The organism is Streptosporangium carneum (assembly GCF_027922005.1).
Lineage (GTDB): Bacteria > Actinomycetota > Actinomycetes > Streptosporangiales > Streptosporangiaceae > Streptosporangium > Streptosporangium carneum.
In genome coordinates this window covers 74,872-90,383 of the sequence record NZ_BSEV01000003.1, presented here as the reverse complement: position 1 = coordinate 90,383, position 15,512 = coordinate 74,872, and the positions used below count along the sequence as shown (strand labels likewise).

Here is a 15,512-nt window from a genome sequence, read left to right as displayed (position 1 = left end):
GCAGGGCGTTTCGGATGGCGTCTACCGTCGCGTTGCGCGCGGCATGAGCGGGAAGCGTATCTCTATCGAGAGGCCACCCTGCGGCCGCGCGTCCGCGGTCAACGTGGCGTCGTGGGCGACGGCGATGGCGCGGACGATGGACAGCCCGAGGCCATGGTGGTCGTCGACGCGGGTGCGGTCGAGTCGCTGGAAGGGCTCGAAGAGGCGCTGGACCTGCTCGGTCGGGATCACCGGACCGGTGTTCGCGATGGAGACGACGGCCTTGCCGCCCTCGATCCGGGTGGAGATCTCCACCTGGCCGCCGGGCACGTTGTAGCGCGTGGCGTTGTCCAGGAGGTTGGTGATGAGCCGTTCGACCAGTGCCGGGTCGCCCATCGTAGGGGCGTATGCGATCCCGGTCACCAGTCGGGGGTGTGGGCAACCGTCCCCGGAGGGCTTCCCGTTGGCCCAGGAATCGGTTGCCGCGCCGACTGTGGGGCTGTTCCCGTCAGCCCTCAGGCCGGCACTCGCGCCGGCCCTGGGACTGTTCCCGTCAGTCCCGGGGCCGGTCCCCTCCATCGTGCGTATCGTGCGCTCGGCGATCTCCGCCAGATCCAGGAGCTCCCGGTGATCGAGGCCGCCTTCGCTCTTGGCCAGCGTCAGCAGCGATTCCAGCAGGCGCCCCTGCTGTCGGCTGAGGTCGAGCAGCCGCTCCATGATCGATCGCATGGACGGGGTGTCGGAATCTCGATGCAGGAGGCTCTCCTCCAGCAACGCGTGCTCCAGGGCGAGCGGGGTGCGTAACTCGTGGGCCGCGTTGGCGACGAAGCGCTTCTGCGCGTCGAGGGCACTGTGCAGACGCTCCAGCAGCCCGTCGACCGTGTCGGCGAGATTGCGCAGCTCGTCGCGCGGGCCGGGGAGGGCGAGCCGCTCGTGGACGTTATGGGCGGAGATCCGCTTGAGGGTGGCGTTCATCGTCCGCAGCGGGCGCAGCATCCGCCCTGCCACCAGCCAGCCGAGCAGGAACGAGATGACCGTCATCAGGGCCAGGGCGATCAGCGATTGCAGCAACAGGTTCTCGAGAATGGCCGCCTGCTGCTGCCGCGCGAAGGCGCGGAATCTGCCGCCAGGGTCACCGTCCACGAGCACGAAGGGTCTGGAGCCGCGGAAGAGCAGATAGGTGATGGCGAGCAGCACCACCCCGGAGGCGGCGAACAACGCGCCGTAGACGAGCGTGAGGCGCAGCCGTACGCTGCGGAAGACTGTCAGACGTCGAAGACGATCGGCCACTGTTCCGATGGTACGAGACCCGGACGGGCCGGAGGCGCCCACGGCACCGACGATCGCAGCCCGGGGCGAGGGTCGAGTCGCACGGGCTGACGGCCGAGATACCACATCCCGGCGCCTAGCGGGTTAGCGCACCGCGCACCGCCGCGGTGACTTCGGGCGCCAGGGTGCGGGCGAAGGTGGTGGTGAGGTGGCTGCGGTCGGAGTAGGCGATCAGGCCGCCGATGACGGGGCGGCACCGCTCGCCGCACATCAGGTCGTCGAGGCTCGCCACGGAGACGAGGCCGGTGGTGTCGGCGCGGGCGGCGGCGGCGAGCGGATCCGGTCGGAGCACGACGCCGGTCGGACCGCCGCAGGAGTCGATGTCGTCCGGGTGTTTGGCGATGCAGTGAGGCACGCTGTCCGGCATGGCCGGGGTGTCCCGCAGGACGAGCACCGGAAGGCCGGCCCCGGTGAAGGCCCGGAGCGTGCCGCGATAGGCCCGCTCGGCCGCGGCCTCCTGACCGGCGGGCGAGACGTCGGCGAGCGGCTCATGCGTACGGTTGGACATGATCACCAGATCGTAGCCACCCTTCACAATGGACCCGACCGCCCACCTGTTGATCTTCTGGCAGTTCTCCGAGACCCCCGCGCCTTCCGAGACGATCGGCTGATCGACGGTGTAGCACGCCAGCTGTACGTAGGTGGTGAGCCGCCAGCGCTCGCTCCACAGCGCCTTCTCCAGGGCCGGAACCCAGTGCCCGGCGTGGGAGTTCCCGACCAGGGCGATGCGCTTGCCGCCGGTGTCAGGTCCGTACGTGCACGTGTTCCGTGCGATGAACGGTTCCTTGTTCACACATCCGTCCGCGTACACGGCGGGCTTGTCCTTCAAGGCGATCTGAGGAGGCATCAGCAGCCCCGGATCCTCGCACGCCGGGTCGCGCACGACGCCGGCGCCCAGACATGCCCCTGCCCGTGCGGCTGCGGCCTCGAACGTGGCACTCGCCGTACGTTCGGCGGCGTCAGCGTAGGCGGCGACACCCGCTCCCGCCCCGCCCACAATGACAACGCACGACGCGAGCATCGCGAACGTGACTTTGCGGCTGCGGACCAGAACCGGGTGCCAGCGCAGCCTGTCCTCGACGAGGTGCTGCGAGAACGCGGCGAGGAGAAGAGTCATCGCGATCACGGCCAAGGAATCGATCACGGTGAGCGAGCGGCCCAGCACGTACGGGAAGATCATGATCAGCGGCCAGTGCCACAGGTACACCGCGTAGGAGGTGTCGCCGAGCCACTGGACCGGCCGCCACGCGAGCAGCCGGCCGGGTCCGCCGCGGAGACCGTCCGCGGCCGCCGCGATCACCAGGCAGGTCCCCACCGTCGGCATCAGGGCGACGGCCCCGGGAAAGGCCGTCTCGGAGTCGAACCGGACGACGGCCCACACGATCATGCCCAGACCGGCCCACGCGAGCCCGACGCGGACCGTCCGCGCGCGCGGCGCCGCGCGTACGGTGAGCACCGCCGCGACCAGCCCGCCGAGTGCCAGCTCCCAGAAGCGGGTCGTCGACACGAAGTACGCGGCGGCCGGATCGGCCGCCGTCCTGTCCACCGACCAGGCGAGGGACACGGCGACGACCACACCCCCGACCACGACCGCGCTCCACCTCGTGAAGCTCTCCGGACGGCGGCGCCCCCGTACCACCCGGGCGGCAGGCCAGGCCGCCATCCCCAGCAGCAGCGGCCAGACGACGTAGAGCTGTTCCTCGATGGACAGCGACCAATAGTGCTGCGCGGGCCAGTCCGGCTGGTCGGCGTTGAGGTAGTTCGCCTGCGTGAACGCGAGCCTCAGGTTCTCCGCGTACACCGCGGCGGCGATCACCTCACGCGCCGCCGTCCCCAGTACCGTGAGCGGCAGCCACACCACTGACGCGGCGAGCGTGACCAGGAGCGCGAGGCTCGCGGCCGGGATGAGGCGGCGGATGCGGCGTGCCCAGAAATCCAGCAGTCTCCTGCCGACGTGTCCCGGCTGACGCAGCAGGTGGCTCGTGATGAGGTATCCGGAGATGACGAAGAAGACGTCGACCCCCACGTACCCGCCGGTCGGTCCGCCGGGCCACAGGTGGAACGCGACCACCGCCGCCACCGCGATCGCACGAAGGCCCTGAATGTCCGCGCGGGACGCGGAGCTCCGGCCGCCGGCGTGTTCGCCTTGCGGCTCACACGACGAGGCGTGCGGCGTCAGCCCGCATGAGCAGGTCGAAAGTTCGGCGGGTGTCGGGCGCACCATGGCAACTCCCGAGTCATCGAGATGATGTGCGGCCCTCGAAGGTCGCACCCGCGCGGACGAAAGCCATGGGATGCGGGGCGTTGACGGCAAGCGGGCGGGTCCGGGCTGAGTCGATCAGCTTGATCGCAAGCGTGCTCAATGGACTCGATGTCTACAAGTAGGTCCAAATGAACCGGCCCGGTCCGCTGTCTGCCGTCCGCGCGGTCAGCGGTTCGGCGAAGGCGTCCAAGCGCCCGAAATGTTCAGTTGGACCTACTCGTGGACATCGGCTCCGCTCAGCACGATGGAGATCGCCGACTTGCGTGCGCGTGTGAGAGGAGTATCCGCATGGCCATGGTGTCGCCGTTCGGAGGTTTGCTGAAGGGCGACGAAGGCGATGATCCCGCGCCGTCCAGGATCCGCCCGGGGACGGTGCGACGAGTGCTCGGCTACTTCCGTCCGCACGTGGGCAAGGTGGCGCTCTTCGCTCTCGTCACCGCGATGGATTCACTCTTCGTCGTCGCGTCTCCCTTGATATTGAAGGACCTGGTCGACAAAGGCGTTCTCGGAAACGACCTTGAGCTCGTCATCTTTCTCGCCTGCCTGGCCGCCGGGCTCGCTGTGATGAGCGCGCTGTTGCAGCTGGTGTCGGCCTACATTTCCGGCAAGATCGGGCAGGGCGTCAGTTACGACCTCCGGGTTCAGGCACTTGACCACATCCAGCGACTGCCGATCGCGTTCTTCACCCGCACCCAGTCGGGCGTGCTGGTCGGCCGGCTGCACACGGAGCTGGTCATGACGCAGATGGCGTTCACCCAGATGCTGGTGGCGGCCGCCAGCGCGGTCACGGTCGTGCTGGTGCTGGCCGAGTTGTTCTACCTGTCGTGGCTGGTCGCCCTCCTCGCGCTGCTGCTGATCCCGGTGTTCGTGGTGCCCTGGTCGTACGTGGGACGGCGGATGCAGCGCTACACCAGACGGCTGATGGAGGAGAACGCCGGCCTGGCCGGGCTGCTGCAGGAGCGGTTCAACGTTCAGGGGGCGATGCTGTCCAAGCTCTTCGGCCGTCCGGCCGAGGAGATGGCCGAGTACGAGAAACGTGCCGGCCGGATCCGCGGGCTCGCCGTGAGCGCCACCCTCTACGGCCGGATGGCCCCCGCCATCTTCGCGCTGATGGCCGCGCTCGCCACGGCGCTCGTCTACGGGGTCGGCGGCGGGCTCGTGCTCGCGCAGGCGTTCCAGCTCGGCACGCTGGTCGCCCTGGCCACCCTGCTGGGACGCCTGTTCGGGCCGATCACCCAGCTGGCCAGCATTCAGGAGAACGCGCTCACGGTCCTGGTGACCTTTGACCGGATCTTCGAGCTGCTCGATCTGAAGCCGCTGATCGAGGAACGCCCCGACGCGGTCGGACTCAAGGCGAACGCGGCATCGGACGTCGAGTTCGAGAACGTCTCGTTCCGCTATCCCAGCGCGGACGAGGTCTCGCTGCCGTCGCTGGAACAGAACGTGCGCACCGGGCAGGAGCGCGGTGAAGTGACCCAAGAGGTTCTGCGCGACGTGAACCTGCACGTGCCGGCCGGAACCCTCACCGCGCTCGTCGGCCCGTCCGGCGCCGGGAAGAGCACCCTGACGCACCTGGTGTCCCGGCTGTACGACCCGACCTCCGGGACCGTTCGCGTCGGCGGACACGATCTGCGGGACCTCACCTTCGACTCGCTTCGCGAAACGGTAGGGGTGGTCAGCCAGGACACCTACCTCTTCCACGACACGATCCGGGCGAACCTGCTCTACGCTCGCCCCGACGCCACCGAGGACGAACTGGTCGAGGCATGCGAAGGGGCCCAGATCTGGGACCTGATCGCCTCCCTGCCCCGTGGGCTCGACACCGTCGTGGGCGATCGTGGTCATCGCCTGTCGGGCGGGGAGAAGCAACGATTGGCGATCGCCCGGCTGCTGCTCAAAGCACCCTCGGTCGTCGTGCTCGACGAGGCCACCGCCCACCTGGACTCGGAGTCGGAGGCCGCCGTCCAGCGGGCGCTCGCGACAGCCCTGCGCAGCCGTACCTCACTGGTGATCGCCCACCGGTTGTCCACGATCCGCGAGGCCGATCGCATCCTCGTGATCGACGGCGGGCGGGTCCGGGAAGGCGGGACGCACGAGGAGCTGCTGGCGGAAGGCGGTCTCTACGCGGACCTGTATCACACGCAGTTCGCCGAGTCAGGCGGCAACGGGACCCGGCCGGGATCGGACGACGGGGCGGAGCCGGTGCAGCAGGTGGTCGGCGGAGGGGAACGGTGAGCGCCGGAGCGCGGGCCACACCGACGGTGCCGGACCTCTTCGCCCGGCAGGTGGAGCGGACACCCGATGCGGTGGCCCTGGTCGACGGGGACCGGGTCCTGACCTACCGGCGGCTGGACGAGCTGGCCGGAGTGTTGTCCGGGCGGTTGATCGGCCGGGGCGTTCGCCGGGGCGATCGCGTCGCGGTGATGATGGACCGCTCGGCGGACCTCGTGGTGACGCTGCTCGCCGTATGGAAGGCGGGGGCGGCGTACGTGCCGGTGGACGCCGCCCATCCTCCCCGGCGGGTGGCGTTCATGGTGGCGGATTCCGGGATCTCCCTGATGGTGTTCTCGGACGCGACGCGCGACGCGGTACCGGAAGGGGTCGAGTCGATCGAGTTCACCGAGGAGGGCGCGGGCGGCACACCGGCGGTCACGGTGGGCCCGGGGGATCTGGCGTACGTGATGTACACGTCCGGCTCGACGGGGACCCCGAAGGGCGTGGCCGTCCCGCATCGGAGCGTCGCAGAGCTGGCGGGAAACCCCGGTTGGGGGATGGAACCCGGCGATGCGGTCCTCATGCACGCGCCCTACACCTTCGACGCCTCCCTTTTCGAGATCTGGGTGCCGCTGGTGTCGGGCGCCCGTGTGGTGATCGCCGCGCCGGGTCCGGTGGACGCCCGGCGCCTGCGCGAGGCGGTCGCGGCCGGGGTGACGAAGGCGCACCTCACCGCGGGCAGCTTCCGCGCGGTGGCGGAGGAGTCGCCGGAATCGTTCGCGAACCTCTGTGAGGTGCTGACCGGTGGTGACGTGGTGCCCGCGTACGCGGTGGAAAGGGTGCGGGCGGCCTGCCCCCGTGCGCGGATCCGGCACCTGTACGGCCCGACGGAGACGACCCTGTGCGCGACGTGGCATCTGCTGGAGCCGGGTGACGTCGTGGGTCCCGTCCTGCCGATCGGCCGTCCGCTTCCGGGCCGCCGGGCCCACGTGCTCGACGCGTCACTGCGGCCGGTGGAGCCCGGTGTGGTCGGTGACCTGTACCTTTCCGGCGCCGGTCTGGCGGACGGCTACCTGGACCGGGCGGGGCTGACGGCGGAGCGGTTCGTGGCGGATCCGTCCGCGCCCGGGAGGAGGATGTACTGGACGGGGGATCTCGCCCAGTGGAGCGCGGACGATGAGCTGCTGTTCGCGGGCCGGGCCGATGACCAGGTGAAGATCCGCGGATTCCGGATCGAGCCGGGTGAGGTCGAGGCCGCGCTGACCGCTCAGCCGAACGTCCGCGAGGCTGTGGTGGGGGCGATCGACGGGCGCCTGATCGGTTACGTGGTCGCGGACGGGGACGTGGATCCCGTACTGCTGCGCAAGCGTCTGGCGGCGTCGCTGCCGGAGTACATGGTTCCCGCCGCTCTGGTCACACTGGACACGTTGCCGCTGACCGGTAGCGGCAAGGTGGACAGGAGGGCGCTGCCCGCGCCCGACTTCGCGACGGCCGCGACGCGCCGCGAACCCGGCACCGACGCCGAGCGCGTCCTGTGCGACCTGTTCGCCGAGCTCCTTCAACCGGAGGGGAGGCGCGTAGGGGTTGATGACGGTTTCATCGAGCTGGGCGGAGACTCGATCGTCGCGATCCGGCTGGCGGCACGTGCCTCCAGGGCAGGTCTGCTGGTGACGCCCTCCCAGATCTTCAAGGAGAGGACTCCCGCACGGCTGGCGGCCGTCGCGGGCGCCGTACCGGCCGGCAGGCCCGCCGATGGCCCCCTGATCACCCTCACGGCGGAAGAGGAGGCGGAGCTGGGGATCGCCGTCCCGGACGCCGAGGAGGTCTGGCCGCTCGCACCGCTCCAGGAGGGGCTGTACTTCCAAGCGACCCTCGACGATGAGGGGCGCGACATCTACCAGGCGCAATGGATCCTGGAGCTGGTGAGGCCGCTGGACGCCGCCCGGCTGCGGGCCTCGTGGGAAGCGGTTTTCGCCCGGCACGCCGAGCTTCGCGTGAGCTTCCACCGACGCGCGTCAGGGAAGATACTGCAGGCCGTCGCCGGGCACGTCGTCCTGCCGTGGCGGGAGGTGGAGCTGGCCGACGCGAGCGATGTCGACGCGGCCGTGGAGACCTTGGTCAGGCAGGAACAGGAGCAGCGGTTCGACCTCGCCAAGGCACCGCTGTTCCGGCTGGTGCTGGTCCGTTACGGCGAGGGCCGGCACCGCCTGCTGGTCGTCCATCACCACATCCTGACCGACGGCTGGTCGGTGGCGGTCATCCTCAACGAGGTGGCTGAGGCGTACACGGTCGGCGGTCGTCTCCCCGATCGCATGGGCGCGTCCACCTACCGGGACTTTCTGGCCTGGTCGGACCGGCAGGACAAGGACGCCGCGCGTGCGGCCTGGCGGGCGGAGCTGTCCGGCCTCGACGGGCCCGCGCCGATCGCGAAAGCCGCGGCCACGACCGGCGCCGGGACGGATTACGAATATCGCATCGCCTTCCTGAGACCGGACCTCTACACGGGGCTGACGGAGCTGGCCCGCGACCACGGGCTGACGCTGAACACCCTGGCGCAGGGCGCGTGGGCGATGGTGCTGGCGCGGCTCGCGCGGCGGACCGACGTGGTCTTCGGCACCACGGTCGCCTGCCGTCCCGCCGAGCTCCCGGATGTGGAGTCGGTGCCGGGCCTCATGATGAACACGGTTCCGGTCCGGGTGCCGCTGCGGGGCGGGCAGTCAGTCGTGGACATGCTCAGTGACCTGCAGGCGCGGCAGACGGCCCTGACACCGCATCAGCATCTGGGGCTGCCGGAGATCCAGCGGGCGGCAGGACACGGCGCGGTGTTCGACACGCTGCTGGTCTTCGAGAACTACCCGCGGGACTTCGCCGGCCAGTTCACCTTTCTGGGCACGATCGAGGGGACCCACTATCCGCTGACCCTCGGCATCATCCCGGGAGATCACTTCAGGATCCAGCTCGTCTACCGGCACGGGCAGGTCGAGGAGAGCGTCGCCGAGTCCATCCTGGGGTGGTTCACCAGCGCTCTCACGACCATGGCCGCCGATCCGCACGGGCTGGTCGGGCGGATCGGTGTGGGTGAGCCCTGGGACGGCGGCTCGGAACGGGCGATGGCGGCGGGGGAGCCGCTGCCGGTGCTGGTACGGCGGGTGGTGGAGGATCGGCCGGACGAAGTGGCGGTGGTGGACGGCGACGGTGAGCTGTCGTTTGGGGGGTTGTGGGAGCGGGCGACGGGGCTGGCGGCCGAGCTGAGGGCACGCGGGATCGGGCCGGAGACCCGGGTGGCCGTGATGGTGGGGAGGTCGGCGTGGTGGGCGGTCGCGGTGCTGGGCGTGTCCTTGGCGGGCGGCGCGTTCATGCCGGTGGATCCGGCGTACCCGGTTGAGCGCGTCAGGTGGATCTTGGCCGACGCCGATCCCGCGCTGGTGCTGTGCGCGGGGACGACGCGGGAGGCGGTGCCGGAGGAGTTCGAGGATCGGCTGGTGGCGGTCGATGAGCTGGATCTGGCGGGGGGCGGCGACGCGGGACTGCCGCGGGTGCGTCCCGGTGACGCGGCCTATGTGATCTACACGTCGGGATCGACGGGGACTCCGAAGGGGGTCGTCGTCACACACGCGGGGCTCGGGAATCTGGCGATGGCGCAGATCGACCGGTTCGCCGTGTCGCCGTCGTCGCGAGTCCTGCAGTTCGCGGCGCTGGGCTTCGACGCCATGGTGTCGGAGGTGCTGATGGCGCTGCTGTCGGGGGCGAGGCTCGTCATGGCGCCGGAGCGGACTCTGCCACCGGCGGTGTCACTGGCCGAGGCGCTGCAGCGGTGGGAGGTCACGCACGTGACGGTTCCGCCGTCAGTGCTGGCCACCGCCGACGCGTTGCCGGCCGGGCTGGAGACGGTGGTGGTGGCGGGGGAGGCCTGCCCGCCGGGCCTGGCGAATCGCTGGTCGGCGGGACTGCGGCTGGTCAACGCGTACGGGCCGACCGAGGCCACGGTCTGCGCGGCGATGAGCATGCCGTTGGTGGCGAGCCGGGACGTGGTCCCGATCGGGAAACCCGTCGCCGGCGGCCGTTGCTACGTGCTGGACGCGTTCCTCCGGCCGTTGCCGCCGGGGATCACCGGTGAGCTGTATGTGGCCGGGATCGGGGTGGCCCGCGGTTATCTGGGGCGTGCGCCGTTGTCGGCTGAGCGGTTTGTCGCGGATCCGTTCGTTGCCGGTGAGCGGATGTATCGGACGGGGGATCTGGCGTACTGGTCGGGTGAGGGTGAGCTGGTGTTCGCCGGGAGGGATGACGACCAGGTCAAGATCCGTGGGTATCGGGTGGAGCCGGGTGAGGTCGAGGCGGTGCTGGCGGGGCAGCCGGGGGTGGATCAGGCGGTGGTGGTGGCGCGTGAGGGGCGTTTGCTGGGTTATGTGGTGTCGGGTGGCGGGGTGGATCCGGTGGGGCTGCGTGAGCGGGTCGCCAGGGTGTTGCCGGAGTACATGGTGCCGGCGGCGGTGGTGGTGCTGGATGCCGTGCCGGTGACGGCGAACGGGAAGGTGGATCGGGAGGCGTTGCCGGATCCCGATTTCGGCGGGCGTGTCTCCGGCCGGGAGCCGCGTACGGAGGTCGAGCGGGCGTTGTGCGGGCTCTTCGCCGAGGTGCTCGGACTGCACGGGGTGACGGCGGTCGGTCCGGACGACAGCTTCTTCGAGCTGGGCGGGGACTCGATCACCTCGATGCAGCTGGCGGCGCGGGCTCGCCGCGAGGGAATGCGCTTCGGCGCGCGGGAGGTGTTCGAGCGCAGGACGCCCGCGGGGCTCGCGACGATCGTCGACCTGGGAGGCGAGCCTGCGACAGGTCCGGCAGACGGCGTGGGAGAGATCGCGTGGACGCCGGTCATGCGGGCATTGGGGAACGGGGTCGCGGGGTCGCGGTTCGCCCAGTGGGTGGTGCTGGGTGCGCCGCCGGAGCTGCGGGTGGACGTGGTGGCCGCAGGACTGGCGGCGGTGGTGGACACGCATGACATGCTGCGGTTGCGGGTCGTCGATGACCAGGCGGGTCGCTGGTTGGCGGTGGGCGAGCGCGGGTCGGTGGACACCGCCAGGTTGGTCACGCGGGTAGAGGGCGCCGGCCATGCGCTGGACGAGGTCGTGGAGCGCGCGGTGCGGGAGGCCGTGGAGCGGTTGGATCCGGCAGCGGGTGTGGTGGCGCAGGTGGTCTGGGTGGACGCGGGGCCGGCGCGGACGGGGCGGCTGGCGGTCGTGGTGCATCATCTGGCGGTTGACGGGATGTCGTGGCGGATTCTGGTGCCTGACCTGCGGCTGGCGTGTGAGGCGGTGGCCGAGGGGCGCGATCCGGTGCTGGAACCGGTGTGGGGGTCGTTCCGGCGCTGGGCGGCTCTCCTGGAGGAGTCGGCGCTCTCGCGGGAGCGGGTCGGGGAGCTGCACACGTGGAGAGCGACTGTCGGTCAGGAGGATCGGCCGATCGGCCGGCGGAGCCCGGGCGCGGGGCGTGATGCGGTCGGCGGCGTGCGCTCACGGTCGTGGGTGATGTCGGGGGCCGAGGCGTCGGTCCTGGTGGGGAAGGTCCCGGTGGCGTTCCACTGCGGCGTTCATGAGGTTCTGCTGGCAGGGCTGGCGGGAGCGGTGGCGCGCTGGCACGGTGACCACGGGGTCCTGGTGGACGTGGAAGGCCACGGGCGTCATCCGGCCGAGGGGATGGATCTGTCCCGAACGGTGGGCTGGTTCACGAGCATGCATCCGGTGCGCCTGGACGTGGCGGGGATCGATCTGGCGGCTGTGCCGGCCGGTGGCCGAGCGGCCGGAGAGTTGCTGAAGGTGGTCAAGGAGCAGTCGCGGGCGGCACCCGGCGACGGACTCGGCTACGGGTTGCTGCGGTATCTCAATCCCGAGACGGGCCCGGTCCTGGCGGCCCTGCCGTCGCCGCAGATCGGGTTCAACTACATGGGCCGGTTCGTCACCGGTGACCAGGGCGGAGCGCGGGCGTGGCAGCCGGTCGGGAGAATCGGCGGTTCGATGGATCCGGGCATGGGCCTGCCGCACGCGCTGGAGTGCAACGCGGTCGTCCACGACACGCCGGAGGGCCCGGAGCTGATGCTCACGGTGGACTGGCGGAATGACCTGCTGGAGGAGGCCGAGATCGAAGGGCTGTGCCGGGCGTGGCTGGACATGTTGTCCGGGCTGTCCCGCCAGGCGGATGATCCCTCTGCGGGCGGGCACACCGCGTCCGACTTCGCCCTCCTCGACCTTGACCAGGACGAGATCGAGAGCTTCGAAGCAATAGCAGCGGAACTGTCTGGAGGCCAGGCATCGTGAACACTCCGACCACATCCGCAGGATCGGCGCTCGAGGAAGTCTGGCCGCTGTCACCGATGCAGGAGGGAATCCTCTATCACGCCGCACTCGATGAGGCCCCTGACCTCTACCTCATCCAGCAGACGCAGATCATCGAAGGGCCCTTGGACACCGAGCGGTTCCGCATGGCTTGGGAGACCCTCCTCAACCGGCATCCGGCGCTTCGCGCGTGCTTCCACCGGCGGAAGTCCGGCGAGACGGTCCAGCTCATCCCCCGGAAGGTGCAGCTCCCATGGTCGGAGCGCGACCTCTCCGGCCTGGCCGAGGAGGACGCGCTGGCCGAGGCGGGCGTGATCGCGGAGCAGGAGCGCGCCACGAGATTCGACCCGGCGAAGCCTCCGCTGCTGCGGCAGGTGCTGATCCGGCTCGCTCCGGAGCGGCACTGTCTCGTGACGACGAGCCATCACCTGGTCATGGACGGGTGGTCGCGGGCGATCCTCGAGTCCGAACTCCTCGACCTGTACGCGGCGGGAGGCGCCGGCTCGGGGCTGCGGCCCGCCGGCTCCTACCGGGACTATCTGGCATGGCTGGACCGGCAGGACAAGGAGGCCGCCCGCGCGGCATGGCGTGCGGAGCTGGCCGGCGCCGGCCGTTCGACATTCGGGATCGCCGAAAGGTCCGGGAAGACCCCGGGGCGGCGGGTGCGGGAGGTGCTCAGCTATTCGCCGGAGTTCACCTCCGCTCTGGTGGAGTTCGCCCGCGGTCACGGGTTGACGCTGAACACGCTGGTGCAGGGGGCGTGGGCGCTGGTGCTGGCCCGGCTGACGCGCCGTCGTGACGTGGTGTTCGGCGCGGTGGTCTCGGGGCGTCCGGCGGAGGTGCCCGGCGTGGAGCAGGCCGTAGGGCTGTTCATCAACACCGTGCCGGTGCGGGTCCGGCTGGACGGCAGGCAGTCGGTCGTCCAGCTGCTGACGGAGCTGCAGGAGCGGCAGTCCACGCTCATTTCGCATCAGCATCTCGGACTGCAGGAGATCCAGAAGCTTTCCGGGGTGAGTTTCGACACGGTCGTGTCGTTCGAGAACTACGTCGATCCGGGGGTGGGAGCGGACTCCGATCGCGATGTGCGCCTGATCCTCAAGGAGTTCCATCAGTCGGCGCCGTACGCGCTCGTCCTCGGCATCATGCCGGGTGAGAGCCTCCAGACCGACGTGGAGTACCGGCCCGGGATGCTCGACGCCCGCGTCGCCGAGGAGGCTCTGCACGGGGTCGCCCGTGTCCTCGAGCGGATGATCGCCGAGCCGGAGACGGCGGTGGGCCGCCTGGACGTGATCGGTGATGCGGGGCGCGAGCTGGTGGTCGAGCGGTGGAACGACACGGGCGAGGCGATCGGCACGGCGTCCGCGGTGGAGCTGTTCCGGCGGCAGGTGGAAAGGGCGCCCGCCGCCACGGCGGTCACGGCCGGGGGCCTGGCCTGGTCGTACGCGGAGCTTGACGTGTGGTCCGGCCGTCTGGCGCGGGCGCTGACGGATCGCGGTGTGCGCCGCGGCGACCGTGTCGGTGTGGTGCTGGGGCGGTCGGCGGAGACCCTGGCGGCATGGCTCGGGGTGTGGAAGGCGGGAGCGGCGTTCGTACCGGTCGATCCGGACTACCCGGCGGACCGGGTGGCGTTCATGCTGGCCGACTCCGCGGTCGCGATGGTGGTGTGCCAAGAGGCGACCTCGGGTGTGGTGCCGCCGGGCTACCGGCAGATCTTCGTGGACGACGTCGACGACGGCGAGGTCGCCTTCGTCCCGGTCGGGGCGGACGACCTCGCCTACGTGATGTACACCTCCGGATCGACCGGGACCCCGAAGGGTGTGGCGGTCCCGCACGGCGGCGTCGCGGCGCTGGCGGGAGATCCGGGGTGGGGCGTCGGGCCCGGCGACGCGGTGCTGATGCACGCTCCGCACACCTTCGACGCCTCGTTGTACGACGTGTGGGTGCCGCTCGTGTCCGGTGCGCGGGTCATGATCGCCGAGCCGGGGGTGGTCGACGCGGAGCGGCTCGCCGCGCATGTGGCCGACGGTCTCACCGCGGTGAACTTCACCGCGGGGCACTTCCGCGCGCTGGCGCAGGAATCGCCGGAGTCGTTCTCAGGGCTGCGCTATGTGGCGGCAGGTGGAGACGTGGTGCCGCCCGATGTGGTGGAGCGGGTGCGACGGGCGTGCCCGCGGCTCCGTGTCCTGCACACCTACGGCCCGACGGAGATCACGCTGTGCGCGACGTGGAAGGCGATCGAGCCCGGTGACGAGGTGGGGCCGACGTTGCCCATCGGCCGGGCACTGCCGGGCCGGCGGCTGTACGTGCTGGACGCGTTCCTCCGGCCGTTGCCGCCGGGGATCACCGGTGAGCTGTATGTGGCCGGGATCGGGGTGGCCCGCGGTTATCTGGGTCGTGCGCCGTTGTCGGCTGAGCGGTTTGTCGCGGATCCGTTCGTTGCCGGTGAGCGGATGTATCGGACGGGGGATCTGGCGTACTGGTCGGGTGAGGGTGAGCTGGTGTTCGCCGGGAGGGATGACGACCAGGTCAAGATCCGTGGGTATCGGGTGGAGCCGGGTGAGGTCGAGGCGGTGCTGGCGGGGCAGCCGGGGGTGGATCAGGCGGTGGTGGTGGCGCGTGAGGGGCGTTTGCTGGGTTATGTGGTGTCGGGTGGCGGGGTGGATCCGGTGGGGCTGCGTGAGCGGGTCGCCAGGGTGTTGCCGGAGTACATGGTGCCGGCGGCGGTGGTGGTGCTGGATGCCGTGCCGGTGACGGCGAACGGGAAGGTGGATCGGGAGGCGTTGCCGGATCCCGATTTCGGCGGGCGTGTCTCCGGCCGGGAGCCGCGTACGGAGGTCGAGCGGGCGTTGTGCGGGCTCTTCGCCGAGGTGCTCGGACTGCACGGGGTGACGGCGGTCGGTCCGGACGACAGCTTCTTCGAGCTGGGCGGGGACTCCATCTATTCGGTGAAGCTGGCGGCGCGGGCCACGCGTGCCGGAATGCCCTTCACCGTGGTGGAGGTGTTCGAGCACAGGACGCCCGCGGGGCTCGCGACGATCGTCGACCTGGGAGGCGAGCCTGCGGCAGGTCCGGCTGATCCCCCCTCGGACTCCGACCTTCTCGACCTGGACCAGGACGAGATAGAGGAGTTCGAGGCCGAGTTCGACGACGAACGTCACTCCCTTCACTGATCGAAACCGGCGGCCGAGCACGGTGTGCCGGCCGCCCGCGCCGGCGTGCCCGGGCACCACGGCCCGTGACGCGTGTGATCGTTCAGAGGCATGCCGGGGTACGCCCGCGCTGGAGCGTCAGGCCGTGACCGGGCCGGCTGACGTCCAGAGATCGCCGGCGGTGTGGACGAGGCCGCGCAAGGCCGTCCGCGGCCGGCGGGGCCAGAGCGCGCCGGGGTAGGTCCCGGC

General features: G+C 70.6%; 5 protein-coding genes. 3 read left to right on the top strand and 2 right to left on the bottom strand.

What is annotated here, in order from left to right:
* Positions 1-21 precede the first annotated feature (21 nt).
* Complete coding sequence (locus PKF00_RS09855) at positions 22-1,269, bottom strand: sensor histidine kinase (protein WP_271217107.1); 1,248 nt, start codon at positions 1,267-1,269, stop codon at positions 22-24.
* Positions 1,270-1,384: 115 nt separating this feature from the next.
* A complete protein-coding gene (locus tag PKF00_RS09850) occupies positions 1,385-3,532 on the bottom strand; it encodes an acyltransferase family protein (protein ID WP_271217106.1) in 2,148 nt (715 codons plus the stop codon).
* Between the two features lie 327 nt (positions 3,533-3,859).
* Here PKF00_RS09850 and PKF00_RS09845 point away from each other — a divergent pair, with 327 nt between their 5' ends.
* Genes PKF00_RS09845 through PKF00_RS09835 form a run of 3 tightly spaced genes read left to right on the top strand, consistent with a single transcriptional unit; the run spans position 3,860 to position 15,284 of the window.
* Positions 3,860-5,806, top strand: a complete 1,947-nt coding sequence (locus PKF00_RS09845; protein WP_271217105.1) for an ABC transporter ATP-binding protein — start codon at positions 3,860-3,862, stop codon at positions 5,804-5,806.
* Positions 5,803-12,096, top strand: coding sequence for a non-ribosomal peptide synthetase (locus tag PKF00_RS09840; RefSeq protein WP_271217104.1), 6,294 nt, complete (start codon positions 5,803-5,805; stop codon positions 12,094-12,096). The genes PKF00_RS09845 and PKF00_RS09840 overlap by 4 nt, the downstream gene beginning before the upstream one ends.
* Complete coding sequence (locus PKF00_RS09835) at positions 12,093-15,284, top strand: non-ribosomal peptide synthetase (RefSeq protein ID WP_271217103.1); 3,192 nt, start codon at positions 12,093-12,095, stop codon at positions 15,282-15,284. Before PKF00_RS09840 ends, PKF00_RS09835 begins: the two co-directional genes overlap by 4 nt.
* Positions 15,285-15,512: the final 228 nt, after the last annotated feature.

Bases quoted from the DNA above. Each gene is read 5' to 3' on its own strand.
- PKF00_RS09850 (WP_271217106.1), bottom strand. From the start codon at position 3,532: ATGGTGCGCCCGACACCCGCCGAACTTTCGACCTGCTCATGCGGGCTG.
- PKF00_RS09845 (WP_271217105.1), top strand. From the start codon at position 3,860: ATGGCCATGGTGTCGCCGTTCGGAGGTTTGCTGAAGGGCGACGAAGGC.